The 26,219-nt window shown below is 71.1% G+C and carries 22 protein-coding genes and 1 tRNA gene; 8 read left to right on the forward strand and 15 right to left on the reverse strand.

Features of this window, described 5'->3' with window-relative positions:
- Positions 1 to 69: 69 nt before the first annotated feature.
- On the forward strand, positions 70 to 1,572 hold the full coding sequence (locus OG709_RS14300; protein WP_329166386.1) for an MFS transporter: 1,503 nt from the start codon (positions 70 to 72) through the stop codon (positions 1,570 to 1,572).
- Positions 1,569 to 2,768, forward strand: coding sequence for an amidohydrolase (locus OG709_RS14305; RefSeq protein ID WP_329166388.1), 1,200 nt, complete (start codon positions 1,569 to 1,571; stop codon positions 2,766 to 2,768). Before OG709_RS14300 ends, OG709_RS14305 begins: the two co-directional genes overlap by 4 nt.
- A 94-nt stretch (positions 2,769 to 2,862) precedes the next feature.
- On the opposite strand, the gene OG709_RS14310 is transcribed toward OG709_RS14305, so the two are convergent.
- Genes OG709_RS14310 through OG709_RS14320 form a run of 3 tightly spaced genes read right to left on the reverse strand, consistent with a single transcriptional unit; the run spans position 2,863 to position 5,451 of the window.
- The gene (locus OG709_RS14310) at positions 2,863 to 3,633 is read right to left on the reverse strand and encodes an energy-coupling factor ABC transporter ATP-binding protein (protein ID WP_250301867.1); all 771 of its coding nucleotides are present in this window, start codon (positions 3,631 to 3,633) and stop codon (positions 2,863 to 2,865) included.
- Positions 3,633 to 4,394, reverse strand: a complete 762-nt coding sequence (gene cbiQ / locus OG709_RS14315) for a cobalt ECF transporter T component CbiQ (protein WP_326694704.1) — start codon at positions 4,392 to 4,394, stop codon at positions 3,633 to 3,635. Before cbiQ ends, OG709_RS14310 begins: the two co-directional genes overlap by 1 nt.
- A gap of 1 nt (position 4,395) precedes the next feature.
- A complete protein-coding gene (locus OG709_RS14320) occupies positions 4,396 to 5,451 on the reverse strand; it encodes an energy-coupling factor ABC transporter permease (protein WP_250301864.1) in 1,056 nt (351 codons plus the stop codon).
- A gap of 211 nt (positions 5,452 to 5,662) precedes the next feature.
- On the opposite strand from OG709_RS14320, the gene OG709_RS14325 reads away from it, so the two are divergent.
- Positions 5,663 to 6,061, forward strand: a complete 399-nt coding sequence (locus tag OG709_RS14325) for an SsgA family sporulation/cell division regulator (protein ID WP_250301863.1) — start codon at positions 5,663 to 5,665, stop codon at positions 6,059 to 6,061.
- Here the strand turns inward: OG709_RS14325 and OG709_RS14330 are convergent.
- Entirely contained in the window at positions 6,051 to 8,252 is a 2,202-nt protein-coding gene (locus OG709_RS14330) for an MMPL family transporter (RefSeq protein ID WP_266642644.1), read from the reverse strand. The two genes, OG709_RS14325 and OG709_RS14330, sit on opposite strands and share 11 nt — an antisense overlap.
- A gap of 94 nt (positions 8,253 to 8,346) precedes the next feature.
- Positions 8,347 to 8,937 (reverse strand): TetR/AcrR family transcriptional regulator, encoded by a 591-nt coding sequence (locus tag OG709_RS14335; protein ID WP_250301850.1) that lies wholly within the window; start codon positions 8,935 to 8,937, stop codon positions 8,347 to 8,349.
- A gap of 250 nt (positions 8,938 to 9,187) precedes the next feature.
- Between OG709_RS14335 and OG709_RS14340 the strand changes: the two genes are divergently transcribed.
- The 3 genes from OG709_RS14340 (at position 9,188) to OG709_RS14350 (ending at position 15,887) form a co-directional block, all read left to right on the forward strand.
- The gene (locus tag OG709_RS14340; protein WP_250301849.1) at positions 9,188 to 9,748 is read left to right on the forward strand and encodes a MarR family winged helix-turn-helix transcriptional regulator; all 561 of its coding nucleotides are present in this window, start codon (positions 9,188 to 9,190) and stop codon (positions 9,746 to 9,748) included.
- Entirely contained in the window at positions 9,741 to 12,332 is a 2,592-nt protein-coding gene (locus OG709_RS14345) for an MFS transporter (RefSeq protein WP_250301848.1), read from the forward strand. The genes OG709_RS14340 and OG709_RS14345 overlap by 8 nt, the downstream gene beginning before the upstream one ends.
- 168 nt (positions 12,333 to 12,500) lie before the next feature.
- Positions 12,501 to 15,887: a S41 family peptidase gene (locus OG709_RS14350; RefSeq protein ID WP_329166396.1), complete on the forward strand. Its 3,387-nt coding sequence runs from the start codon at positions 12,501 to 12,503 to the stop codon at positions 15,885 to 15,887.
- A gap of 316 nt (positions 15,888 to 16,203) precedes the next feature.
- On the opposite strand, the gene OG709_RS14355 is transcribed toward OG709_RS14350, so the two are convergent.
- The 4 genes from OG709_RS14355 to OG709_RS14370 all read right to left on the reverse strand — a co-directional run bounded on the left by OG709_RS14355 (position 16,204) and on the right by OG709_RS14370 (position 19,889).
- A complete protein-coding gene (locus OG709_RS14355; protein ID WP_326694701.1) occupies positions 16,204 to 16,398 on the reverse strand; it encodes a hypothetical protein in 195 nt (64 codons plus the stop codon).
- A 106-nt stretch (positions 16,399 to 16,504) separates the two neighbouring features.
- Positions 16,505 to 17,386: an SDR family oxidoreductase gene (locus tag OG709_RS14360; RefSeq protein ID WP_250301842.1), complete on the reverse strand. Its 882-nt coding sequence runs from the start codon at positions 17,384 to 17,386 to the stop codon at positions 16,505 to 16,507.
- Positions 17,383 to 18,270 carry an alpha/beta fold hydrolase gene (locus tag OG709_RS14365; protein ID WP_266642640.1) on the reverse strand — a complete coding sequence of 296 codons (888 nt, stop codon included), beginning with the start codon at positions 18,268 to 18,270 and terminating at the stop codon, positions 17,383 to 17,385. Before OG709_RS14365 ends, OG709_RS14360 begins: the two co-directional genes overlap by 4 nt.
- Positions 18,267 to 19,889 carry a flavin-containing monooxygenase gene (locus OG709_RS14370; RefSeq protein ID WP_329166402.1) on the reverse strand — a complete coding sequence of 541 codons (1,623 nt, stop codon included), beginning with the start codon at positions 19,887 to 19,889 and terminating at the stop codon, positions 18,267 to 18,269. The genes OG709_RS14365 and OG709_RS14370 overlap by 4 nt, the downstream gene beginning before the upstream one ends.
- Before the next feature lie 165 nt (positions 19,890 to 20,054).
- Here OG709_RS14370 and OG709_RS14375 point away from each other — a divergent pair, with 165 nt between their 5' ends.
- Positions 20,055 to 20,738, forward strand: coding sequence for a MerR family transcriptional regulator (locus OG709_RS14375; RefSeq protein WP_250301943.1), 684 nt, complete (start codon positions 20,055 to 20,057; stop codon positions 20,736 to 20,738).
- 1 nt (position 20,739) lies between these two features.
- Here OG709_RS14375 and OG709_RS14380 read toward each other — a convergent pair whose 3' ends face one another.
- A complete protein-coding gene (locus tag OG709_RS14380; protein WP_329166404.1) occupies positions 20,740 to 21,537 on the reverse strand; it encodes an exodeoxyribonuclease III in 798 nt (265 codons plus the stop codon).
- Between the two features lie 65 nt (positions 21,538 to 21,602).
- Between OG709_RS14380 and OG709_RS14385 the strand changes: the two genes are divergently transcribed.
- Positions 21,603 to 22,169, forward strand: a complete 567-nt coding sequence (locus OG709_RS14385; RefSeq protein ID WP_266642634.1) for a GNAT family N-acetyltransferase — start codon at positions 21,603 to 21,605, stop codon at positions 22,167 to 22,169.
- Between the two features lie 22 nt (positions 22,170 to 22,191).
- Here the strand turns inward: OG709_RS14385 and OG709_RS14390 are convergent, their stop codons facing one another.
- From OG709_RS14390 to OG709_RS14410, 5 genes are all read right to left on the reverse strand, one after another.
- Positions 22,192 to 22,977 (reverse strand): SAM-dependent methyltransferase, encoded by a 786-nt coding sequence (locus OG709_RS14390; protein WP_326694698.1) that lies wholly within the window; start codon positions 22,975 to 22,977, stop codon positions 22,192 to 22,194.
- 89 nt (positions 22,978 to 23,066) lie between these two features.
- Entirely contained in the window at positions 23,067 to 24,068 is a 1,002-nt protein-coding gene (locus tag OG709_RS14395) for a serine/threonine dehydratase (protein WP_266642630.1), read from the reverse strand.
- A 158-nt stretch (positions 24,069 to 24,226) separates the two neighbouring features.
- A tRNA-Ala gene (locus tag OG709_RS14400) sits at positions 24,227 to 24,300 on the reverse strand.
- A 75-nt stretch (positions 24,301 to 24,375) separates the two neighbouring features.
- Entirely contained in the window at positions 24,376 to 25,431 is a 1,056-nt protein-coding gene (sepX, locus tag OG709_RS14405; protein WP_250301834.1) for a divisome protein SepX/GlpR, read from the reverse strand.
- 176 nt (positions 25,432 to 25,607) lie between these two features.
- Positions 25,608 to 26,219, reverse strand: coding sequence for a GNAT family N-acetyltransferase (locus OG709_RS14410; RefSeq protein WP_250301833.1), 612 nt, complete (start codon positions 26,217 to 26,219; stop codon positions 25,608 to 25,610).

Raw genomic sequence — 26,219 nt, forward strand, 5'->3', positions numbered from 1 at the left:
GGCTCACTCGTACCTCCACCCGCACAGTAGCCACCACTGTCGGTTCCGGCCATCGGATGAGGTGGGGCTGTGTCCACTCGCATATCGCAATTCCGGCCGGGGGCGGTGAGCTCCGGTCCCGGGATGCTCGCCGCGATGGCGGTCGTCGTGCTGTTCAGCGGGATCGTGCAGGGCTATCTGACGCCCCTGCTGCCCGGCCTCGGTCTCCGTCTGCACATCGGCAGCGTCGGCCAGAACAACATCTATCTGCTGTCCCAGCTGGCCTTCGCGGTGATGACGCCGCTGCTGTCGCGGCTGGGCGATCTGTACGGGCACCGCAAGCTGCTGCGGGTGGCGCTGGCGATGGTGGCGGGCGGTTCGCTGCTGATGGCCGCGTGGCCGTCGGCGGTGACGCTGGCCGTCGGGGTGGTGCTCCAGGGCGCGCTGGTCGGCTTCTTCCCGCTGCTGGTGGGCATCCTGCGGTCCCGGGCGCCCGAGCGGAACCGCACCGGGATCTCGCTGCTCGTCGGGGTGCTGCTGATCTCGATCGGGGTGGGCGGCCTGGTGGCGGGCGTGCTCAGCGAACAGCAGGCGGCGAAGGGGCTGTGGACGGCCGTTCCGGTCGCGGTCCTCGCGGTGGTGGCGGGGCTGCTGCTGCCCGACAGCGCCGTACCGCGCGGCGGGCGCTTCCACTTCGGGGCGGCGGCACTGCTGACCGCCGGGCTGGTCGCGCTCGTCCTGGTGCTGGCGCAGGGCAGCGTGTGGGGATGGTCCTCGCCCCTGACCCTGGGTCTCGCGGTGGCGGCCGTCGCGGTGCTCGCGGCGTGGGCGGCGGTCGAGTACCGGTCCGCGCATCCGCTGGTGAACGTACGGATGCTGGGCAACCCCCGGCTGGCGGTGGTGAGCGGGTACACCTTCTGCGCCGCCTTCGGCACCATCGGTTTCCTCGGCGCCAACGCCCTCTTCCTCGGCGCTTCGCCGGCGGAGACGGGCTACGGCATGGGGATGGGCTCGCAGACGATCGCCGCCGTCTCCCTGGGCATGGTGCTGGCCGGTTTCGTGGGCTCCACGCTCAGTCCGCGGCTGGCCCGGTGGACCGGTGACCGCGCCGTGCTCGCCTCGGGCTGTGTGCTCGCCGCGCTGGGCTTCCTCTCGATGATCTTCTTCCACGACACCCTCGCCGAGTACCTGACCGCCGCGGTCGTGGTGGGGCTGGCGACCGGAGTCTTCGAGTCGATCAGCCGGACCCTGTCGGCGGAGGCCGTCGAGGAGCACGAGACCGCGCTCGCGGTCGGCATCAACGAGCTGGCCCTGTCGCTCGGCGCGGCCATCGGCGCCGCGGTGATCGGCGCGTTCTTCGCGGCGCACGAGGTGCACGGCACCACACACATCGAGGTGTCCGGTTTCCGGTGGGCCTGGGGCGCGTGCGCCGTGGTCGCGCTGCTGGGCGGGGCGGCGGCGCTGCGCTACCGCAGTCCGGGGGCCGCGGGCACCGAGCCCGTACAGCACTCCGGATCCCGGCCCGGATCCCGGCCCGGATCTCAGCCCGGACCTCAGCCCGGTCACGTATCTCAGGAAGGTGGGCTCGCATGACGGGCGAACACGGCAGCGGGTCCGGCGACGTACGGCAGGCGGTGGCCGCGGCCGTACGGTCCTGGGGCGACCGGCTGCTGGCGCTGAGCCACAGCCTGCACGACGAGCCCGAGACGGCCCTGGCCGAACACCGCTCGGCCGCGAAGACAGCGGACCTGCTGGAGGCGGCGGGGTTCGCGGTCGCGCGCGGGACCGGCGGCCTGGACACCGCGCTGGTCGCCACCCGGGGGTCGGGCGATCTGGTGCTGGCGTTCTGCGCCGAGTACGACGCGCTGCCCGGCATCGGTCACGCCTGCGGGCACAACGTCAACGGCGCGGCATCGGTCGGCGCGGCCGTCGGGCTGGCCGCCGTCGCGGACCGGCTCGGCCTGACCGTCAAGCTGATCGGCACCCCCGCCGAGGAGGACATCGGCGGCAAGGTGCTGCTGCTGGAGGCCGGGGTCTTCGACGACGTGGCCGCGGCGATGATGGTGCACGCCGCGCCGTACGACTCCGTCGGCTCCTCCTCACTCGCCATCGGCGCCTGGGACATCACCTACCGCGGGGCGCCCGCGCACGCGGCGGTCGCCCCCTGGGAAGGCGTCAACGCGCTGGACGCCATGACCCTCGCCCACACCGCGGTCGGGCTGCTGCGGCAGCAGTTGCCACCCGGCTCCGTGGTGCACGGGATCGTCACCGAGGGCGGCCAGGCCGTAAACGTCATCCCCGCCCGGACCAGGGCCCGTTACGAGGTCCGCGCCCCGACACTGGAGCAGCTGGACCAGGTGCGGCAGCGGGTGCGGGCCTGCTTCCAGGCCGGGGCCCTCGCCACCGGGGCGGAGCTCGAACTGGGCGTGCACGGACGGGACTTCGCCGATCTGCGCCAGGACCCGTTCCTGACGGAGGCCTACGTCCGCGCGGCCCGCGGGCTGGGCCGCACGGTGGAGTCACGGCAAGGGGAGACCCTGGCGTCGACGGACATGGGCAACGTCTCGCGGGAGCTGCCGACGATCCACCCCACCATCGGTTACGAGACCGGCGGCGCCAAGCAGCACACCCCCGAGTTCACCGGTTACGGGAAGAGTCCGGGCGCCGACCGGGCGGTGCTCGACGGGGCGACCGCGCTGGCGCTGGCCGGTGTCGAGGCCGCGACGTCCGAGGGGCAGCGGCGCCGCCTCCTCGACGGGGTCGCCGAACGGGCGCGGGGCCGCGCCTGACCCCGGCTCCACCCGTTTCCGTACGGAGTCACGGGCGGGCGCCCGGTCGGACGGCTGCCCGTCCCCGTACGGAACACCGGGCCGCGACGGACGGTCAGACGACCGCCCGCGGGTTGAAGCCGAACGGCAGTTCGAGACGGTGCGCGCCCATCAGTTCCTCGTCCGCGAGCAGGTCCGCCGTCGCGCCGTCGCCCACGATGACCCCGCCGCTGAGGACCACGGACCGGGGGCAGAGCTCCGCCGCGTACGGCAGGTCGTGCGTGACCATCAGTACGGTCACGTCCAACGCCCGCAGGATGTCCGCCAGTTCGCGGCGGGACGCCGGGTCCAGGTTGGACGAGGGTTCGTCCAGGACCAGGATCTCGGGCTCCATCGCCAGGACCGTCGCGACGGCGACGCGGCGCCGCTGCCCGTACGAGAGGTGGTGCGGGGGCCGGTCCGCGTACGACTCCATGCCCACCCGGGTGAGCGCGGCGACGACCCGCGCCTCCAGTTCCGGGCCGCGCAGTCCGGACGCCGCCGGGCCGAACGCCACGTCCTCCCGGACCGTCGGCATGAACAGCTGGTCGTCCGGGTCCTGGAAGACGATGCCGACCCGGCGGCGGATCTCCGCGAGGTTCTCCTTGGCGACCGGCAGGCCGGCCACCGTGACCGAGCCCGCGCCGCCGGTCAGGATGCCGTTGAGGTGCAGGACGAGGGTGGTCTTGCCCGCGCCGTTGGGGCCGAGCAGGGCGACCCGTTCACCGCGCCGGACGGTCAGGTCCACACCGAAGAGGGCCTGGTGGCCGTCGGGGTAGGCGTACGCGAGACCGGAGACGTCGAGGGAGGGTGCGGGGGATGCGGGAGCGGTAGTCACAGGGTCCATCACAAGGTCCATCCCAGCAGACAGATGCAGAGCGCCGCGACGGGGAGTGCCGCGGCGGACCGCCACTGCGCGCCCGAGGCCGTCACTTCGTCGATGACCGGCATGGTGCCGGTGTAGCCGCGGCTGACCATGGCCAGGTGCACGCGCTCGCCCCGTTCGTAGGAGCGGATGAAGAGGGCCCCGGCGGACTTCCCCAGGACGCCCCACTGGCGTACGCCGCGCGCCTCGAACCCGCGGGAGCGGCGGGCGATCGACATCCGCCGCATCTCGTCGGTGATGACGTCTCCGTAGCGGATCATGAAGGACGCGATCTGGACGAGCATCGGCGGCAGCTTGAGCCGCTGGAGGCCGAGCAGCAGGGAGCGCAGTTCGGTCGTCGAGGCGAGGAGTACCGAGGCGGCGACGCCGAGGGTGCCCTTGGCGAGGACGTTCCAGGCGCCCCAGAGGCCGTTCACGCCCAGCGACATGCCCAGGACGTGGACCTGTTCACCGGGGACGACGAACGGCATGAGCACCGCGAACGCCACGAACGGGACCTCGATCAGCAGCCGCTTGAGCAGGAACGCGGCGGGGATGCGGGCCACGGCGGTGACCGCCGCGAGCAGCACGGCGTACAGCGCGAACGCCCACATCGCCTCGCGCGGGGTGGAGACCACCACGATCACGAAGGCGAAGACGGCGGCGAGTTTGCAGTGCGGTGGCAGGGCGTGGACCGGCGAGTGCCCGGCCCGGTAGAGCTTGTGTGCGTGTCCCGCGCCCATGTCAGACGGCTTCCGCGTGCGGTCCGGCCGCGGTCTCCGTACGGCGGCGGCGGACCGCCCAGAAGACGCCGCTGCCCACCACGATCGTGGTGCCGACACCGATCAGACCGGCGAGGCCGCCGGAGATCCGGGCGTCGGAGATGTCCTTGACGCCGTACCCGGCGAGCGGGGAGTCCTCGGTGTGGTGCGGCTTGGTCTTGGTGTCGATGCCCTTGTCGTGGGCGACCTTCTCCAGGCCGTCGGGGCTGGAGGACGCGTAGAAGGAGACGAACCCGGCCAGCACCAGGGCGGTGACCAGGCCGATGCCCCAGACCTTGCGGTTGGAGACCTTGCGGGGCGAGCGGGCGGCGACCGGGGCCGCGGCGGGCGCGTCGACCAGTTCGCCGCCGACCCGGAGCTTGAGCGGCGCGGTCAGCCCGCGGGCGCCGTAGACCAGGTCGGGGCGTACGGCGATGACCGCGCCCACGGTGAGTGCGGTGATCGCGGCCTCGCCGATGCCGATGAGGACGTGCACGCCGACCATCGCGGTGAGCACCTTGCCGAGGGGGACGTCGGTGGTCCCGCCGAGTGCGTACATCGCGGTGAAGGCGAGCGCGGCGCACGGCACCGAGAGCAGCGCGGCGACGAAGGAGGCGGCGGTCACCGAGCTGCGGCGGCGGGGCAGCACCTTCACCAGGCCGCGGAAGACGGCGTACGCGACGACGGTCGTCACGATCGCCATGTCGGTGATGTTCACCCCGAGCGCGGTGAGGCCGCCGTCGGCGAAGAGGATGCCCTGCATCAGCAGGACGACGGACACACAGAGCACGCCGGTGTACGGGCCGACCAGGATCGCGGCCAGCGCCCCGCCCAGCAGGTGTCCGCTGGTCCCGGCGGCGACGGGGAAGTTCAGCATCTGCACGGAGAAGATGAACGCGGCGACGAGACCGGCGAGCGGCGCGGTGCGTTCGTCCAGCTCCCGGCGGGCACCCCGGAGGCTGACGGCCACGGCTCCCGCGGCGATCACACCGGTCACCGCCGAGACGGGGGCGTTGATGAATCCGTCGGGGACATGCATGTGGCGACTCTCTCCTCGTGGTGGTGCACCGGCGGTGGTGAACCGTTCGATGATAGAGCCTTGTTGCGAATGGTTCGCAAGAGCGCCTGCCTCCCAGGTGCGCTCCCCTGCCCCTTCACGCCCTGATCAGGGCAGCCTCGATGAATATATGGGACATTAGATTACAAATAGACGTAAAGCGGTGCTGAGTACCCCGAGTGAGGAGCTGGCGATGTCCCCCGCCCTTGATGTGCCCGTACGTGGCCATGTCGTGACGGATGTCCCCGGCGAGTGGACGGTGGTGCACGTCGCGCTCCGGTACGACGCCGAGGCCGCCCCCGGGATCGTCCGGTTCTTCTTCCCCGGCGGCACCGAGTGGGTCTTCGCGCGGGAACTCCTCGAAGCCGGACTGCGCAGCCCCCAACGCTCCGGCGACATCGGGATCTGGCCGTGCGGGCGGGCCCAGGTGGTGGTGGAGTTCCACTCCGCCGACGGGGTCGCCGTGGTGCAGTTCGACAACACACCGCTGATGCGCTTCCTGCGCGGGACATACGCGGAGGCCCCCCGCGCCGTACGGCACGAGGAGCCTCTGCGGCCGGAGCGTCCGGCACGTCCGAGCGTCAGGCGCTGACCAGCTCCCGCTGCTCGCCCTCGTCCGCGTCGGTGTGCTTGTTCAGGCCCTCACCCTCGACGTCCACGTTCGGCAGGGCGCGGTCCAGCCAGCGCGGCAGCCACCACGCCCGCTTGCCGAGCAGCGCCAGGACGGCGGGCACGATCGCCATCCGTACGACGAAGGCGTCGAAGAAGACCGCGATGGCGAGACCGAAGCCGATCATCTTGATCATCGAGTCGCTGGCTCCGATGAAGCCGGAGAAGACCGCGATCATGATGACGGCGGCGGCGCTGACCACACGCGCACCGTGCTTGAAGCCGGTGACGACGGCCTGGCCGGGGCTCTCCCCGTGGACGTACGCCTCCCGCATGCGGGTGACCAGGAAGACCTCGTAGTCCATCGCGAGACCGAAGACCACACCGACCATGAAGATCGGCATCATCGACATGATCGGGCCGGTCTGCTGGACCCCGAGGAGCGAGCCGAGCCAGCCCCACTGGAAGACCGCGACGACCGCGCCGAGTGCGGCGACCACCGAGAGCAGGAAGCCGAGCGCCGCCTTCAGCGGGACCAGGACCGAGCGGAAGACCAACATCAGCAGCAGGAAGGCCAGCCCGACGACGAGCGCCAGGTACGGCACCAGGGCGTCGTTCATCTTCTGCGAGAAGTCGATGTTCATCGCTGTCGCACCGGTGACGAGCACCGTCGCCCCGGTGTCCGACTTGACCTGCGCGCCCACGTCCCGGATGGAGTGGACCAGGTCCTCCGTCTTCACGGAGGAGGGCCGGTCCTTCGGGACGACGGTGATCATCGCGGTGTCGTGCGCCTTGTTGTAGACCGGCTGCGAGGCCGACACGACGCCGTCGAGCGCGGCGACCTTGCGGTGCACCTGGTCGACCGCGGCCTTGCCGTCGGCCACCCCCTTGACGTCGGTGACCATCTGCAGCGGGCCGTTGAAGCCGGGCCCGAAACCGTCCGAGAGCAGGTCGTACGCCTTGCGCTGCGTGGTGCTGGTGGGCTGGGAGCCGTCGTCCGGCAGGCCCATCTCCAGCGAGGCGGCCGGTACGGCGACGGCACCCAGGCCGATCACCCCGACGAGCAGCACCATCACCGGACGGCGCAGCACGAAGCGGGCCCAGCGGGTACCGCCGTTGGCCTTGACCTCGGCGCCCTTGACCGGCGGGTTCTTACGGGCCTTGCGGCCGATCACGCGCTTCCCGACGAAGCCGAGCAGTGCGGGGATGAGGGTGAGCGCGATGAGGACCGCGATCACGACCGTACCGGCGGCGGCGAAGCCCATCTTGGAGAGCATCGGGATGTTCACGACGGCCAGGCCGACCAGGGCGATGACCACGGTGAGCCCCGCGAAGACGACCGCGGACCCGGCTGTGCCGACCGCCCGTCCGGCTGCCTCCTCCGGCTTGCGGCCCTCGGCGAGTTCCGCCCGGAAGCGCGAGACGATGAAGAGGGCGTAGTCGATGCCGACCGCGAGGCCGATCATCATCGCCAGCATCGACGTGGTGTTGCCCAGGTCCAGCACGTTGGCCAGCGCGGTGATCGTGGAGACGCCGACGCCGACACCGATGATCGCGGTCAGCAGCGGCAGTCCGGCGGCTATCAGCGAGCCGAAGGTGACCACCAGCACGATCGCGGCGAGCACCACCCCGATGATCTCGCCGGAGCCGGTCTCCGGCATGGCCTGGAGCGCGTCACCACCGATCTCCACCGTGTAGCCGTCGTGCTGCGCCTTCTCCCCGGTGTGCTGGAGCGAGTCCTTGGTCTCGTCGGTCAGCTCCATGGAGTTGACCTTGTAGGCGACCTGCACGTACACCGTGCTGCCGTCCTTGGAGACGGCGTTCTCGGCGAACGGGTCGTGCACGGTCATGATCTGGTCGGAGCCGGCCCGCAGCTCGGACGAGACCTTCTTGACCTCGGCCTTGTTGGCCGCGGACGTCATCTTCTCGCCGGACGGCGCCTTGAAGACGACCCGTGCGGTGGCGCCGTCGGCGCCGCCTCCGGGGAAGCGCTGCTCCAGCAGGTCGAAGGCCTTCTGGGCCTCCGTACCCGGTATCGAGAAGGAACTGGAGGTCGCGGTGGAGGCACTGGCGGCGCCGAATCCGGCGAGCGCCAGCAGGGCCACCCACACCAGGGCGACATAACGGCGGCGCCGGAAGGCGAACCGTCCGAGTTTGTAGAGGTACGTGGCCACGAGGGCTTCTCCCGGTCAGGTCGGTGCGAAAGGGCATGAGGAACCAGCCCGACGACGAGAGCGGCGTGTCAGGTGGAGAGGGGTAGGGCTCGGGTCAGGCGGTGTGTTCGCAGGGCTGGATGCCGAGAGCGGGGAGAACCACGGCGTCCAGATAACGGGTGAGGAAGGCCTGGTCGGCAGGCCTTTCCTCGATCAGCTGCCGGGCGACGACCGCGCCGACCAGCATGTGCGGAACAAGATTCAGCGCGGGGTTGTCGGCACTGACCTCGCCGCGCTCCACGGCCCGCCGCAGCAACCGTTCGAGGCCCGTCATCTCGGGCTCGATCAGCAGCTCGCGGAGAGCCTGGAAAAGATCGGGATTCTCATGGACGGCATGCATCAGGCCCCGCATCAGTGCGGAGTTCTTCTCCATCTCGCAGTCGTCCTCGCGGGCCACCATGGCGTGGAAGTCACCGCGCAGCGAGCCGGTGTCGATCTCGTCGGCCCCGACAGGCTTGTTGTGCCGCAGCGCCCGGACGATCAGCTCCGGCTTGCTCCCCCACTGACGGTAGAGGGTGGCCTTGCTGGACCGGGTGCGAAGCGCGACGGCATCCATGGTCAGGGCGTCGTAGCCGACTTCGCGCAACAGGTCGAGCACGGCCTCGTACAGCTCACCCTCACGCTCAGGTGTGAGTCTGCCGGCCATTCCCGACCTCCTGTCCGGTCCGGTGGAGCGAAACGATTTCGTACAGCTCGACGGTACGCCCCGCCTCAGCGAAACGGCAACGTTTCGCTTGTGGGGTCCGTCACGGTTGTCAGCTCGACATAAGAGCGAGCATTTTGAACTGTTTTTGCACCGCGTCGAGCCGAACCGGCGAAAGTTGCTTGGGGCACGCATTACGCTGACTTGCTGAGTACAAGCAACTACCTGTGTACGAGCAACGACTTGGAATGCGATGGACTGCGGTACGACCGAGAGCAGCGAGTCCGCGACGCGGCAGGTTCCGGCCGAAGGCACGGCAAGTGCCGAGGAGGCCGCCGCCGCGCTGGGCACGGAGCTGGTCCGGATGACCCGGCTGATCGCGGCGTGGAAACAGCGCGCCAAGACCGAGGCGGGCGCCGCGGACCGGGTGCTGCTCGCCCGGCTGGTGACCGACGGCCCCCAGCGGGCGACCGATCTGGCCGCCGCCGCGTACCTCGATCTGTCGACCGTCAGCAGACAGGTGCGCTCCCTGGTGGAGCGCGGCCTGGTGGAGCGCCACCCCGATGCGGAGGACCGGCGGGGTTCGCTGCTGTCCGCGACCGGGGCAGGACGCGAGAGGTTCGAGCAGTACCGCAGTCAACGAGACACCGAACTCACCAAGTTCCTGCAGGCCTGGCCCGGTGAGGACCGCTACCAGCTGATGCGGCTGCTGGCCCGCCTGACCGATGACTTGGTGAAACATCAACCTTTGCAGCGCGCGGCCGGACGGCATTCGGACAGCGCTGCACAGCAGGGAGAAAGCACGAATGAGTAGCACCGCACCCCCCACGGCCGAGGGGACCAAAGCGATACCCACGGCGGGCGGGCTCACCCACCGGCAGATTCTCACCATCCTGAGCGGTCTGATGCTGGGCATGTTCCTGGCCGCTCTGGACCAGACGATCGTCAGCACCTCGATCAGAACGATCGCGGACGACCTGCACGGGCTGAGCCAGCAGGCCTGGGCGACCACCGCCTATCTGATCACCTCGACGATCACCACGCCGCTGTACGGCAAGCTGTCCGACCTCCACGGCCGCAAGCCCTACTTCCTCGCCGCGATCACCATCTTCATCGTCGGTTCGGCGCTGTGCACCTTCTCCACCTCGATGAACGAGCTGGCCGCCTTCCGCGCCTTCCAGGGCATCGGCGCGGGTGGTCTGATGTCGCTCGCGCTGGCGATCATCGGTGACATCGTGCCCCCGCGCGAACGGGCCCGCTATCAGGGCTACATGCTCGCCACCTTCGCCACCTCCAGCGTGGCCGGCCCGCTGATCGGCGGCTTCCTGGCCGGTCAGCACTCCATCCTGGGCATCACGGGCTGGCGCTGGGTCTTCCTGGTCAACGTCCCGATCGGGATCTTCGCGCTGTTCGTCGTCGCGAAGGTGCTGAACATCCCCCACGTACGCCGCAACCGCCGGATCGACTGGTGGGGCGCTCTCACCATCGCCGTCGGTGTGGTGCCGCTGCTGCTCGTCGCGGAGCAGGGCCGGGACTGGGGCTGGGGTTCGACGCGGTCGCTCGCCTGTTACGGGATCGGCGTCGTCGGCATCATCGCCTGGGTCTTCGTGGAACGCTGGATGGGGGACGACGCACTGATCCCGATGCGGCTGTTCCGCAACGGGACGTTCAGCAAGACCAGCCTGCTCGGCGTGCTCATCGGCATGGGCATGTTCGGCGGGATGCTGATGATCCCGCAGTACCTCCAGATCGTGAAGGGCGCCAGCCCCACCAAGTCCGGCCTGGAAATGCTGCCGTTGATGCTGGGCATGATCATCAGCTCGATCGCGGCAGGCCAGGTCACGTCGAAGACCGGCCGGTACAAGATCTTCCCGGTCATCGGCACCGTGCTGATGGTCGCGGCGATGCTGCTGTTCCACTTCCGCGTGCAGTGGGACACCCCGCTGTGGCAGACCATGATCTACATGCTGGTCTTCGGCCTCGGCCTCGGTTGCTGCATGCAGACCCTGGTGCTCGCGGTGCAGAACGCCGTACCGCCGAAGGACATGGGTGTGGCGACCGCGTCGTCCACCTTCTTCCGGCAGATGGGTGCCACCGCCGGTACCGCGATCTTCCTGTCGGTGCTCTTCAGCAATGTCGGCGGCAAGATCTCCTCGGCGTTCCAGTCCGCCGCGCACACCCCGCAGTTCCAGGCCGCGCTGCACGACCCGGCCGTCCTGTCGAACCCGGCCAACAAGCCGGTGCTCGACATGCTGAAGAACCCGGGTGCGGGCGGCGGTGCGAGCGTCCTCAGCGACTCCTCGTTCATCCAGAAGCTGGACCCGCGCCTCGCCGAACCCTTCAAGCAGGGCTTCGCCGACTCCATGCACGTGGTCTTCCTGCTGGGTGCGGGCGTCATCGTGCTGGCCTTCCTGCTGGTGCTGTTCATCAAGGAGGTGCCGCTGCGCCAGGTCTCCGGTCTTGAGGCCCGCGCGGCGGAGGACGCCGAGAGCGCGGGCACCGGCGCCGAAACCGCGGTGGCCGCCGAGCCCACGCACGAGGCCGCACCGACGGCCCTCGCCGAGGCCGCCGGAACGGGCCACGGTCACCACCGCCGCGCCGACACGCTCCCCGCGGACGGGCCCGGCCTTCCCGGCCCCGCCGTGCACGGCCAGGTCCGCGACAGCGACGGCGACACGGTGCCGCAGGCCGTGGTCACCCTCATCGACGTCGGCGGCCGACAGCTCAGCCGCACGTCGAGCGGTGACGACGGCAGCTACTCCCTCGGTACGCCCGGCAGCGGGACCTACATCCTGATCGGCTCGGCGGGGGCCCGGCAGCCGCAGGCGGCCACCGTGGCCGTCGGCAACGAACCGCTCCGCTTCGACCTGCTGCTCAGCGGGGCGGCGACGCTCTCCGGCGTGATCCGGAACGCGGTGGGCGGCGCCGCACTGCCCGGCGCGCTGGTCGTGGCCACCGATCTGCGCGGCGAGGTCGTCGCTTCCGGCAAGGCCGGTGCCGACGGCGGCTTCGAGCTGCGCGAACTCGTCCCGGGCAGCTACACCCTGGCGGTCAGCTCGGACGGGTTCCGTCCGTCCGCCGTGCCCGTCGAGGTCGCCAGTGGCGCCTCGAACTGGTACGAGGTGCCGCTCTCGCCCGGAGCCCGGGTCAGCGGCACCGTGCGCACCCCCGGCGGCCGGCCGCTGGAGGACGCCAACGTCACCCTGATCGACGTCGCCGGCAACGTGATCCACACGGCCACCACCGGATCGGACGGCACCTTCGGGTTCACCGATCTCGACCAGGGCGAGTACACGGTGATCGCCAGCGGTTACGCACCGGTCGCCACACCGCTGCGGATCAACGGCGCCGACCACGCCGACTTCGATGTGGCCCTCGGCCACGAGCCGGCCAACTGACAGTTCCCACCCCGCTTCGCGCGCCGACCGTTCCCAGGTCGGCGCGCGAAGTGCTGTCGTGGCACGGGCCTGTCGTCGAACCGCCGCACTGTCGTCCGCCATCCGGTCACCCGCAATCGGATGCCGCCACAAGTTGCCGGGCCCCCTCCGCGTGGAAAGCATTGAGGAGTGAGCCAAGTCGATGCAGGCGATGCCGCGTACCTCCGCTTCCCGCACCTCCACGGCGATCTGCTGTGCTTCGCGACCGAGGACGACCTCTGGGTCGCCCCGCTCGTCGCGGAAGGCGTGCGTCCCGACCGGGCCCGGCGGATCACCGTCGACCGGACCAGGGTCGGCCAGCCGCGTTTCTCCCCGGACGGCAGACACCTCGCGTACACGAGCTGGCGCAGCCTCGACCCGGAGATCCATCTGGCCCCGGTGGAGGGCGGCCCGTCCCGGCGGCTGACCTACTGGGGCTCGCTCGACACCCGGGTCTGCGGCTGGACCCCCGAGGGCGACATCCTGGCCGTGACCTCGCACAGCCAGCCGTTCTCGTACTTCAGCTGGGCCTACACCGTCGGCACGGACGGCTCCCCCGGCTCGAAACTGCCCTGGGGCCCGGTCCACGACATCGCGATCGGCGACATCGGCGGTGAGCGCCGCACGCTCCTGCTCACCGGGAAGCCACCGCACGAACCGGCCGTCTGGAAGCGCTACCGGGGTGGTGCGACGGGCCGCCTCTGGCTGCACGGGGAGCGGCTGCTCGCCGACATCGGGGGGCATCTGGCCTGCCCGATGCTGGTGGACGGCCGGGTCGCGTTCCTCTCCGACCACGAGGGCATCGGCAACCTCTACTCCTGCCTGCCGGACGGCACGGACCTGCGCCGCCACACCGACCACGCCACCTCGTACGCCCGGAACGCGTCCACCGACGGCCACCGGGTGGTCTACCAGTGCGCGGGCGACCTCTGGCTGGCCGACGACCTGTCTCCCGGAGCGGTGCCGCGCAAGCTGGACATCCGGACCGGCGGACCGCGCACGGGCCGCCGCAGCTACCAGATCCCGGCGTCGAGCAACGTCGACGGGCTGTCCGTCGACGAGACGGGCCGGGCGAGCGCCGTCGTCGTACGCGGCAGCCTGTACTGGCTCACCCACCGCGACGGCCCGGCCCGCACCCTCGCCGACACCCCGGGGGTACGGGTCCGCCTCCCCGAGATGCTCGGCAGCGCGGGCCAGGTCGTCTACGTCACCGACGCGGAGGGCGAGGACGCGATCGAGCTCGCGTACATGCCACGCGCCAGCGGCGACCTGCCGCCCAGAAGGCTCGCGTCGGGCGGGCTCGGCCGGGTCCAGGAGCTGGTCTCGGACCCGGAGGGCGAACGGCTGGCGATCGCCTCGCACGACGGGCGGCTGCTGCTGCTCACCGTGCCGGACGACGACGCGGCTGCCGACACCGCCGCTCCCGGCCCTGCGACTGGCGACTCCGCGACTGCCGGCTCCGCGACTGCCGACGGGACGGAGCCGCAGCCCGGCGTCGGCGTGCCCGCGCCGCCCGGCGAGGTCACCGAACTCATCCGCTCCCTGAACGGCCCGGTCCGCGACCTCGCCTTCTCCCCCGACGGCACCTGGCTGACCTGGTCCCACCCGGGCATCGGACGCTCCCTGCGGCAGATCAAGATGGCGAAGATCGCCGGGCCGATGGCCCCCACGGTCGTCGATGTCACCAACGGCCGCTTCGAGGACGAGAACCCGGTCTTCACCAGCGACGGCCGCTACCTCGCGTTCCTGTCCTGGCGGGGCTTCGACCCGGTGTACGACGTCCACACCGGGGACCTGTCCTTCCCGCTGGGCTGCCGCCCGTATCTGGTGCCGCTCTCCTCCACGACCCCCTCGCCCTTCGCGCTGTCCCCCGACGGCCGTCCGGCAGCGGGCGGCCTCGACCCGGTCGAGGACGTGGGGGACGTGGGGGACGGCATCAGGATGCTGGTGGAGATCGAGGGCCTGGAGAACCGGGTCACCCCGTTCCCGGTGCCCGCGTCCAAGTACTCGGCGCTCTGCCCGGTCAGCGGAGGCGGCCTCGTCTGGCTGCGCTGGCCGATCTCGGGCGCCCTCGGCGAGACCTTCGCCAACCCGGCCGACACCTCGGGGCGCCCCACGCTCGAACACTTCGACATCGCCAAGGCCCGCAAGGCCGAACTGGTCGGCCATCTCGACTGGTTCGCGATCAGCGGCGACGGCAGCCGCCTGGTCGTGGTGGACGAGGGCGACCTGCGGGCCGTCCCCGCCACCGAACCCGGCGACAACGACACCACGGTCTATCTGGACCTGCGCCGCATCCTGCACGAGGTGGACCCGCCGGCGGAGTGGCGCCAGGCGTACGACGAGGCGGGCCGCATCATCCGCTCCTACTTCTGGGAGCCGGACATGTGCGGCATCGACTGGCCGGAGATCCTGGCGCAGTACCGCCCGCTCGTCGAACGGGTCGCGTCCCCCGACGAGTTCGCGGATCTGCTGCGCGAGGTGCTGGGCGAACTGGGCACCTCGCACGCGTACGTCACCCCCGCCCGCCGCAACGAAGGCCCCCCGCACTACCAGCGCGCGATGGGCCTGCTCGGCGCGAACCTGGTGTGCCGGGACGGCGCCTGGCTGGTCCAGCGGATCCTGCCGGGCGACTCCTCCGACTCCAAGGCCCGCTCCCCGCTGGCCGGTACGGGGATCCGCGAGGGCTCCGCGCTCACCCATGTGGACGGCCGCCCGGTGGACCCGGTGGCCGGCCCCTACCCGCTGCTGGCCGCCGCGGGCGGCACCACGGTCGAGCTGACCTTCCGCCCGCCCGGCAGCGAGGGCCGCTCCCGCCGGGTCGCGGTGGTCCCGCTGATCGACGAACGCCCGCTGCGCTACCAGGACTGGGTGGCCAAACGGCGCGCGGTGGTACGGGAGTTGAGCGACGGCCGGTGCGGCTACCTGCACATCCCCGACATGGGCGGCTCGGGCTGGGCACAGTTCAACCGGGACCTGCGCCTGGAGGTCTCCCGGCCCGCACTGATCGTGGACGTACGCGGCAACGCGGGCGGACACATCAGCGAGCTGGTGGTCGAGAAGCTCACCCGCAGGATCCTCGGCTGGGACCTCACCCGTGACGCCCAGCCGGTCTCGTACGCCTCGAACGCACCGCGCGGCCCGGTGGTCGCCCTGGCCGACGAGGCCACCTCCTCGGACGGCGACATGATCACGGCGGCCTTCCGCCTGCTGAACCTGGGCCCGGTGGTGGGCCAGCGCACCTGGGGCGGCGTGGTCGGCATGACCGGCCGCCACCAGCTCGGCGACGGCACGGTGATCACGGTGCCGATGAACGCGGCCTGGTTCGACGCGTACGGCTGGTCGGTCGAGAACCACGGCGTGGAACCGGACATCGAGGCCCTGCGCACCCCGCTGGACTGGGCGGAGGGGCGCCACGCACAGCTGGACGACGCGGTATGGACGGCACTCGACCTCCTGGCCGCCCACCCGGCGGCGGCCCCACCGGACTACACCGCGGTCCCGGACAAGAGGCGCCCGGAACTGCCGCCCCGGTAGACATCCCACCCATCGAGCCCGCCCGACGAACACCGGAAAAAACCAAGCCCGTCCAACGAACAGCGGCCAAAATCAAGCCCGTCCGGCGATTGAGGACCCACTCAAGCCCGTCCGGCGATCGAGGACCCACTCAAGCCCGTCCGGCGATCGAGGACCCACTCAAGCCCGTCCGGCGATTGAGGACCGGGGGTCCGGGGGCAGCGCCCCCCTGCCCCCGAACGCGCACCCGCACCCCCCACCCACACCCACACCCACACCCACCCAAAGAAAGAACGCGCCTCCCCCGAAGGGAAGACGCGCCCTCACCGACTCAAGTTCAGGAGTCGAACTCGTCCCGAGCCCGGTCGGCCGCCCGGCCCCCCGACTCCTGGCCCCGCTCCCGCGCCTGGTCCGCCGCGTCCCGGCCCTGCGAAGACCGCTCCGATGCCTCGTCCTTCGCACCGGCCATCTGCTTCTTGGCCCGCTCGGAAAGCTCCTGCGCCTTGTCCTGGAACTGGTCCTTCATGCCCATGTGGTTTCACTCCCATGTGAAGTCTGACGGGGTAGGGGGCGCCTCGGCCCCCTGGGCCTCTCGGCCTCGACCAGACTGACACGCACGGACATTCAACGCATTTCGATCAGTAACTCTCCGTGCGCGCCTTCTCGTCCGCCGCCCCGCCCGCACCGACGAGCCCCCGTCCGACCCCCGCCAGCCGCGGCTCGAAACGCCTCATCTCGCGCTGGCCGACCGTACCGATCAGCGACGGGAGGTATCCCCGTACGGACTGCATCCCGCGCAGCCACCACTGCGCGTACACATGGGAGGACCGCCGCTCGATACCGGCCACGATCCGGTCGACGGCCGGGCCCAGCGGGTACGTACGGTTCGCGGGCCACGGCAGCCGCTGCCGCAACTCCCGCATCACGTCGTCCTCGTCGGCGCCGCGGACCATGTCCGTGTCCGTCCAGGACAGATAGCCGACGCCCACCCGCACGCCCTTGTAACCGACTTCGGCCCGCAGGCAGTGGGCGAAGGCCTCGACGCCGGACTTGGACGCGCAGTACGCGGACATCATCGGGGCCGGCGTGATCGCGGCGAGCGAGGCGATCTGGAGGAAGTAGCCGCGGCTCTCCATCAGGACCGGCAGGAACGCCCGCCCGGTCACCGCGCCGCCCACCAGGTTGACCTCGATGACCCGCCGCCACGCCTCGGGGTCGGAGTCCACGAACGGTCCCCCGGACGCCACCCCCGCGTTGGCGACGACGATGTCGACCTTGCCGAAGTGCGCCTTGACCTCCTGGGCGACGCGCGCCATCGCCTCGTGGTCGGTGACGTCCGCGTGCCAGTGCGCGCTCTCGGTGTGCAGCCGCTCCGACACGGCCTTCAGCTCGTCCGGCTCCAGGCCGACGAGCGCCACCTTCGCGCCGCGTGCCGAGAGCTTGCGGGCCAGCAGTTCACCGACGCCCCGCGCGGCCCCCGTGACGACCGCGACCTGGCCCTCCAGGCTGTTCCTGCTCATGCGGCCTCCTCCTTCTCCACTCGTACGTACGCCTCGACCAGCTCACGCAGTCGCCCCCCGACCGCTTCGGGCGCCTCTATCGGCGACATGTGCCCCACGCCCACCAGCTCGGTGAGGCCGAGGCAGTGCGGCAGCGCGGCGGCCAACGCCCGCGCGTGTACAACAGGGGTCAGCCGGTCCGACGCCCCGGCGATCACCGCGGTGGGCACGGTCAACTCCCGTACGTCCGCGTCGAGATCGAGCCCGGCGAGCACATGCGACCAGGCCACCCGCGTCGTCCGGGGGCAGTCGTGCACGATCCGCGCGCACGCGGCCACCCGGCCGGGGGCCGAACCCGCGCCCATCGTGGCGTACTTGAGGATCCGCTTCGACAGGGGCGTGACCGGACCGAGCGGAGCGCGCGCCCCGAGCACGCCGCGGGTCAGCCGGGTCCGCAGCCGTCCCTTCCGCAGCGGCAGCACGGTCGACTCGGCCACCAGGTCCGAACTGCCCGTGTTGCAGAGCAGCACCGCCGCCGCGTGCTCCCGGAATCCGGGGCGGCGGGAGGCGGCCATCATCGTCATCCCGCCCATGGAGTGCCCGGCCAGCACGGCCCGTTCACCGGGCGCGAGCGTGGCGGCGAGCACCGCCTCCAGATCGTCGGCCAGCTCGTCCGTGCAGTAGCCGCGTGGGTCCGCGCCGGGCGTACGCCCGTGCCCGCGCTGGTCGTACACCACCACCCGGAACTCCGCCGAGAGGTCCCTGATCTGCGCGTCCCAGAAACGGGTCGAGCACGTCCAGCCGTGCGAGAGCAGCACGGTGGGGGCGCCTTCGGGCCCGTACACCTCGACATGGATCCGCGCGCCGTCGGCGGAGACGGCGGTCAGCTCACGCACGCCGCTCACACCGCCTCCTTGTCCGTGACCCGGCGCGCGGCCGGTACGGTCCCGGCACTGGCCTCGGCACCGGCACTGGCCTCGGCACCGGCACTGGCCTCGGCACCGGCAGCCGCCCCGCCCACCGCAACGGCACCCGCGCCGGTACCCGCACCCGCACCCGCCCGTACGACGTCGTACTCGCCCAGGTCCACCGCCCGCGTGGCCCGGCGGAACTCGCTCGTGGTGCCCGGCCAGATCGTGGTGTTGCGGCCGTTGGCGTCGAGGTACCAGCTGGTGCAGCCGCCGGTGTTCCAGACGGTGCGCTTCATCCGCTCCTGCACCCGGGTGTTCCAGGCGCTCACCGCGGAGACCCGCGGGTTCAGCGCGACGCGCCCGCCGAGGACGTTCAACTGCCGCATGTAGTCGGCGAGATAGCTCAGCTGGGACTCGATCATCAGGATCATCGACGAGTTGCCGAGGCCGGTGTTCGGCCCGATGATCGTCATCCAGTTGGGGAACCCGGCCGCGGTCGCCCCGCGCAGCGACTCCATGCCGTCCTTCCACGCCTCGGCGAGGGTGATGCCGTCGGCGCCCACCACCCGCTCGGCGATCGGCATGTCCGTCACATGGAAACCGGTGCCGAAGATGATGACGTCCACCTCGGTCTCGGTTCCGTCGGAGGCGATCAGGGTATTGCCCCGGACCTCCTCGAGGCCGGAGGCCACGACGTCCACGTTGGGCTGCGCGAGCGCCGGGTAGTAGGCGCTGGACAGCAGGATGCGCTTGCAGCCGATCCGGTACGACGGCGTGAGTTTGTTGCGCAGTGCCGGGTCCTTGACGGACCGGGCGATATTGGCCTTGCCCAGGGACTCGATGAGCCCGAGCTCATTGGGGTGCTTGGTGAACGCGCTGACCTGCAACTCCCGGATGCCCCACAGCAGTCGGCGACGCGCGGCCCCGGTGAAGGGCAGCTTCCCGTGCAGCCACCGCTCGGCACCGGATATCGCCCGGTCCATGCGCGGCATGACCCACGGCGGAGTGCGCTGGAAGAGCGTCAGCCGCCCGGCCTGGGGCTGGATCGCGGGCACGATCTGGATCGCGGACGCCCCGGTCCCGATCATCGCGACGCGCTTGCCACGGAGGTCGTAGCCGTGGTCCCACTGCGCGGAGTGGAACACCTTGCCGTCGAATCCGGCGAGACCGGGTATGTCCGGGACCTTCGGGTCCGAGAGCGGTCCGGTCGCCGAGACGACCACGTCGGCGGTCAGGGTCCCCTGCGCGGTCTCGATCTCCCAGCGCAGTTCGTCGCCGTCCCAGCGCATCAGCCGCACTTCGTGGTTCAGCCGGATGTGCGGGCGCAGCCCGAAGGTGTCGGCGACCTTCTCCAGGTACGCCCTGATGTGCGGCTGCCCGGAGAAGGTGCGCGGCCAGTCCGGGTTGGGGGCGAAGGAGAACGAGTACAGGTGGGACGGTACGTCGCAGGCGCACCCCGGATAGCTGTTGTCACGCCAGGTCCCGCCGACCGAAGCGGCCCGCTCCAGGACGACGAAGTCGGTCACCCCCTCGCGGCGCAGCCGGACGGCGGCGCCCAGGCCGCCGAATCCGGATCCGATCACCGCCACGCGTACATGCTCGTGCTGGGTCATGCTGCCGCCTCCCGCAGTGCCCCGAACCCTGCCAGTAATCACTGGCACAGTTCGGAGAGTAGAGCAGCTCCGTACTCATGGGTAGGGGGCAAGCGCCGGAAAGTTCCCGCCCCCACGGCATAGGCTGCCCGCGTGGCAGAGGAAACAACGGGGCGCGAGTACCGCATGGAGGAGCTGGCCGAGATGGCCGGCATCACGGTGCGCACGCTGCGCTTCTACCGCGAGCGCAAGCTGATCCCGCCACCGCGCCGCGAGGGCCGGATCGCCTGGTACGACGACCACCACCTGGCCCGGCTGCGTACGATTTCGGCCCTGCTGGAGCGCGGCCACACGCTCAGCGGCATCGCGGACCTGGCCACCGCGTTCGAGAGCGGCCGGGACGTGGCGCAGCTCCTGGGCCTGGCCGCCACCGAGGCCCCCGCCTGGACCGAGGAGGAACCGGTCCGCCTCACCCCGGAACAGCTGGCGGACTACTTCGAGGGCGAGGTCACCGCGGAGAACCTGGCCACGGCGCTGCGCCTGGGCTATCTCGCGACGGACGGCGACGAGATCATCCACGTCAGCCGCCGGCTGCTGGACGTGTCGGCGGCCCTGGTCGGCGAGGGCGTCCCGCTCGCCGCGGTCCTCACGGCGGGCCACGAGGTCCGCCGGCACACGGAGGCCCTCACCGAACTCTTCGCCGAGCTGGTCCGCGATCAGCTGCCCGACGAGGAGTTCGCCGGGGCGATGGAGCGGGTGCGCCCGCTGGCGAAGAGCGTGGTGGACGCGGAGCTGTCGATGTCCCTGGACCGGCGGGTCCGGGCGGAGAAGGACGGGCTCGACCGGGACCGCCCGCTGCCCGCACGGTGACTCAGGACTCGTAGACCGCCGTCACCGGCGCGTGGTCGCTCCACCGCTCCTCGTGCGTGGCCGCCCGCTCCACCCAGGACTTCACCGCACGCGCGGCGAGTCCGGGGGTCGCGACCTGATAGTCGATGCGCCAGCCCGAGTCGTTGTCGAAGGCGCGCCCGCGGTAGGACCACCACGAGTACGGGCCCTCGACGTCCGGGTGCATCGCCCGCACCACATCGACGTACGCCGCCTCGTCGAAGACCCGGGTCAGCCACTCCCGCTCCTCGGGGAGGAAGCCGGAGTTCTTCTTGTTGCCCTTCCAGTTCTTGAGGTCGGCCTCCTGGTGGGCGATGTTCCAGTCACCGCACACCACGGCCTCGCGGCCGTCCGCGGCGGCCCGCTCCTTCAGCCCCTGGAGGTACGGCAGGAACTCCGCCATGAACCGGATCTTCTCGTCCTGCCGTTCCGTGCCGACCTCGCCGGAGGGCAGATACAGGCTGGCGACCGTGACACCGGGCAGGTCGATCTCGGCGTACCGCCCGCTCCCGTCGAACTCCTCGCTCCCGAAACCGATCTGCACCCGCTCCGGCTCACGCCGGGCGTACAGCGAGACACCGGCGCGCCCCTTGGCGGCGGCGGGGGCGTGGACGGTGAACCAGCCCGCCGGCTCGCGGACCTCGTCGGTCAGCTGCTGGGGCTCGGCCCGTACCTCCTGGAGGCAGATCACATCGGCGGAGGTCTGCGCCAGCCACTCCACGAAGCCCTTCTTGGCGGCGGCGCGCAGTCCGTTCACGTTTACGGTTGTCACAGTGAGCATCAAGGCACCTTACCGACAGCCCACGACACCCTCGCATCCGCCCGCATAGAAGTACGATGGTCCGCATGAATATCCGCCCGATCCGTTACGACCACCCCGACGCCGTCAAGCTCAACGACCGGGTCCAGCTCGAATACGACGAGCGCTACGGCGACGGAGGGGACGTCACCCCGCTCGACGCCACGATGTTCGACCCGCCGTCCGGGCTCTATCTCCTCGCGTACGACGCACACGACCAGCCGGTGGCCACCGGCGGCTGGCGCAACCAGGACACGGCGGGCGACCACGGGTACCGGCCGGGCGACGCCGAGCTCAAGCGGATGTACGTGATCCCCGAGGCACGCGGCCTCGGCCTGGCCCGGCGGATCCTCACCGCCCTGGAGGAGAGCGCCCGCGCGGCCGGACGGATCCGGATGGTGCTGGAGACCGGCGACAAGCAGCCGGAAGCGATAGCGCTGTACCTGTCGAGCGGGTACACGCTGTGCGAGAAGTTCGGCCACTACCGGGAGTACGAGACCAGCCGCTGCTTCGAGAAGCAGCTCGCCCCCGCCGACAGCCCCGCCCCGGTCCACGAATCCGTCCCCGTCGGCAGCCTCACTCCCGCCGACGGCCTCACTCCCACCGACAGCTGAGACGGCCGCGGCCGGTGCCCGCTCAGCGCACCCGGCCGACCCCCACGTAGAACCCGCTCCGCTCCTTCTTCGGCGCGGGCCCGTCCCGGTGCCACTCCACGGCGGGCACCAGCCCCGGTTCGACCAGCTCCAGCCCCGCGAAGAACGGCTCGACCTCGGCGCGCGTACGCATCCGCAGCGCGATGGAGCCGCTCTTGTACGCGGTCTCCGTCTCGGCCTCCAGCTCCGGGTGCTGATCGGCCGTGCCGTGCGAGAAGACCAGATAGCTGCCGGACGGCAGGGCGTCCACCAGGGTGCGGGTGATGCCGTACGGGTCCTGGTCGTCCGGCAGGAAGTGCATGAGCGCGATGAGCGACAGGGCGACGGGCCGGTCGAAGTCCAGCAGCTGACGCGCGCGTTCGAGGATCAGCTCCGGTTCGCGCACATCCGCGTGGATGTAGTCGGTGGCCCCCTCGGGGCTGCTGACCAGCAGGGCCTCCGCGTGCCGCAGCACGATCGGGTCGTTGTCCGCGTAGACGACCCGGGCCGCGGGCGTGATCGCCTGGACGATCTGGTGCAGATTGGGCGCGGTCGGGATGCCGGTGCCGATGTCCAGGAACTGATCCACCCCGCTGCGCGCGAGCCAGGCCGCGGCCCGCTGCATGAAGGCCCGATTCCGCCCCGCGATGCCCCGCGCCTCCGGCGGCAGACTCTCGCCCACCTGCTGGTCGACCGGGTAGTTGTCCTTGCCACCCAGGAGCCAGTCGTAGACGCGCGCCGGGTGGGGTCGGCTGGTGTCGATCAGGGGCTTGTCGCTGGCGGCCGTCACGGGATCGCTCCTCCGGATGGTGAATCTCGGAACACGTACCAGGATCGCGGCCAGCGTAACGGGGCCCGCTCCGGCCCCGTCCACCCCCGTCACGAGGCTGGGAAATCACCCAGCCCGGTGTTGGCCCCGCACAGCACGACACAGACCTTCTCCCCCGCGGCCGGGACGTACGCCCCGGTGCTCAGCGCGGTGAGGGCGGTGGCCGCGGCATGTTCCACCGCGAGCCTGCGCCGGTCCCACAGGGCAGCGCGGGTCGCGGTGATCGCCTCGTCGGGGACGAGCACGGAGACCGCTCCGGCGCGCTCCGCCCACTCCAGCGCCATCGGGGTGACCCGGCGGGCGCCCAGTGAGTCCGCGGCCACCGACTGCACCGGCACGTCGACCGGCGCACCGGCAGCCAGGCCCGCGTGCAGGGCGCGGCTCCCCTCCGGCTCGACGGCGACGACCCGGATCCCGTGCTCATGGGCCGCGACGGCGACACCGGCGAAGAGGCCGCCGCCACCGACCGCGACCACGACGGTCTCCACGTCGGGGCGCGCGTCCCGGATCTCCTCCAGGAGCGTGCCGGCCCCGGCGGCGATCAGCGGATGGTCGTAGGCGTGACTCTCCAGCGCGCCGGTCTCGGCCGCGTACTTCCGGGATGCCTCCAGCGCTTCGGCGTACTCGCTGCCGACCTGCCGGATCCGTGCACCGAGGGCCCGCAGCCGGGCCACCTTGACCGCGGGAGCGGTCTCGGGCACGAAGACGGTGGCCGGAGTGGAGTGCCGCGCCGCCGCCCAGGCACACGCCAGTCCGGCGTTCCCCCCGCTGGCGATGACGATGCCCGCCTCCGGCAAGGTACCGGCCTGGGCGTGCGCGGCAACGAAGTTGGCCGCACCCCGGGCCTTGAAGGACCCGGTGTGCTGCACGAACTCGTAGGCGAAACACCCTTCCGCACCGCCGAACTCCTCCGCGCCATGCTCCGACGGCGAGAGCGCCACCCGCCGCGTGTGCCCCTCGATGCGGGCGCGGGCGGCGGTGACGTCGGTGTACGCAATGCTCACGGGGACCTCCTGAACGGCGGGGCCGACTGTCGGCTCGGGGAAACACATCGGGATCGCATCGGGAACACGTCGGGGGAACGCATCGTGGAACGCGTCACGACCCCTTCGCGAAACCGCTTCGGAAAACGCGAAATCCCGTCCGATCGAAGCGATCGGACGGGATTTCGTCAACCATTCCTGAGCGGACTCAAGAACAGTCATTGCGGTGGACCTGTGGGGATTTGAACCCCAGACCCCCTCGATGCGAACGAGGTGCGCTACCAGACTGCGCCACAGGCCCTTGCAACGAGTGAAACTTTAGCACCTCGATCGGGGTGCTCGGAAATCCGCTCCCCCGCTGGTCACGGATGCCCGGTCACTCGTTGGCCGCACGCGGCCGGTCCTCTTCCTCGTACTGGTCGAAGAGCGGCGTACGCCCGCGCTCGCGGGAGCGGCGGGCCGCCGCTCCCCGGTCGCGCGGGGCGGGCGCCGGAGGCTCGTCGGAGGCCGGTTCGGCGACGCTGGACGAGCGGGCCGAGCTCCAGGTGTCCGGGGCTCCGAGGTCGATGCTGCCGGGTGCGCGGGGAGCGACCGGGGCCGTGACGTACGTCGGCAGCGGGACCGGCACCGGCTCCCAGCTGTCCCCCTGTACCCGGCCGCGCTCGCGCTGCTGGTCGACCCACTCCGCGTGGTCCGTCTGCTCGACCAGGGCGCGGCGGCCGGCCTCCTGCGCGGAGACCGCGGGTGCGGGTTCGGGTTCCGGGTGCCGGCGGTCGTCGGCGGGGGCGTCCTGTTCGACGGCGCCCGCGCCCGGACGGCGCGACCGGGTCTCCCGCAGCCGCTGAGCCGCCACCTCGGCCCGGCGCCGGTCCATCGTGAAGGCGAAGCGCCGCCGCTCCTGCGTGCGCAGGTAGACGATGTACGTACTCAGCAGCAGCGCGGGGGCGGCCGGCGCCCACAGGAAACCGAGGCCGCCGACCGCGGCCACGATCGCGCCGAGGGTGAACGCGAGGAAGAGCAGCACGGTGGTGCGTCTGCGGCGCGCGAGTGCCTTCGTGCGGCGGGCTCGCTCGGCGGAAGGACCGGCAGCGGGCCGCGCCGGGCGCGCCGGCGGGGCGGTCCGCTCCTGGCGGGCCGTGGGCGGATCCGTCGGGGACATGGCGAAGGACCGGACGTCGACAGAACTCGGGGATTCCGTCGTGACATCCGGGTCCGCATCGTCGGAACCGCTCTCACCGGCTGCGCGTTCCTGCAGCTCCCTGGCGTACCGGCGCTCCATTCCCGCCCGTCCGGACAGGAGCCGGATGGCAGTGCTGAAGCGTTCCGTCGGACGAGCCTCGTTCAACTCGTCCTGCCTGCGGAGCCACATCGGCACCAAGTAGGCGGCCCAGGCCCCGACGATGACTGCGTAGATGAGGCCACTACTGCTCACCCTCACACCGTAGAGGGGTGCACGTGGGGCCATCTGCCAATTGGCCCGGTGTGTCGCACGATCCGGCTGATATCTCGAACTTTTTTTATGATTGTTCGGATCAACAGTCATCGATTGTGGGCGTGTTCACATCCGAAGACTGGTCATTCGCGATCGCTTTCGAACACTTATTTCATTTACGGGATGTTCCTGGCTGTTCCCGGGTGGGCCCGACGCCACCGGTTGAGCAGCCCGTCAGGCACTTCTTCCGCGGTCAGCGCGAAGACCAGATGGTCCCGCCAGCCGCCGTCGATGTGCAGATAGCGCGGACGCATCCCTTCCGCACGGAATCCCAGTTTCTCCACGACGCGGCGGCTGGGCCCGTTCTCCGGACGGATACAGACCTCGATGCGGTGCATACCGACCTGCCGGAAACAGTGGTCGACGGCGAGAGCGACCGCGGTCGGCATGACGCCGCGTCCCGCGACCTCCCGGTCGACCCAGTACCCGACATGGCCCGAGCACATCGAGCCCCAGGTGATCCCGGCGACCGTCAACTGCCCGACCAGCCGGCCCTGGTACTCGATCACGAAGGGCAGCATCCGGCCCGCGTGGGCCTCCGCGCGCAGATGGCGGACCATCTGGCGGTAGGTGGGGCGCTGGGCCACCGGGCCGCCGGGGGCCGGCGGCGGAACGGTCGCCTCCCAGGGGCGCAGCCACTCGCGGTTGCGCCGGTTGACCTCGCGCCAGATCTTCTGGTCCCGCAGTTTGATGGGGCGGAGAACGACGGGGCCTTCCGCCAGTTCCAC

The organism is Streptomyces sp. NBC_01267 (genome assembly GCF_036241575.1).
GTDB lineage: Bacteria > Actinomycetota > Actinomycetes > Streptomycetales > Streptomycetaceae > Streptomyces.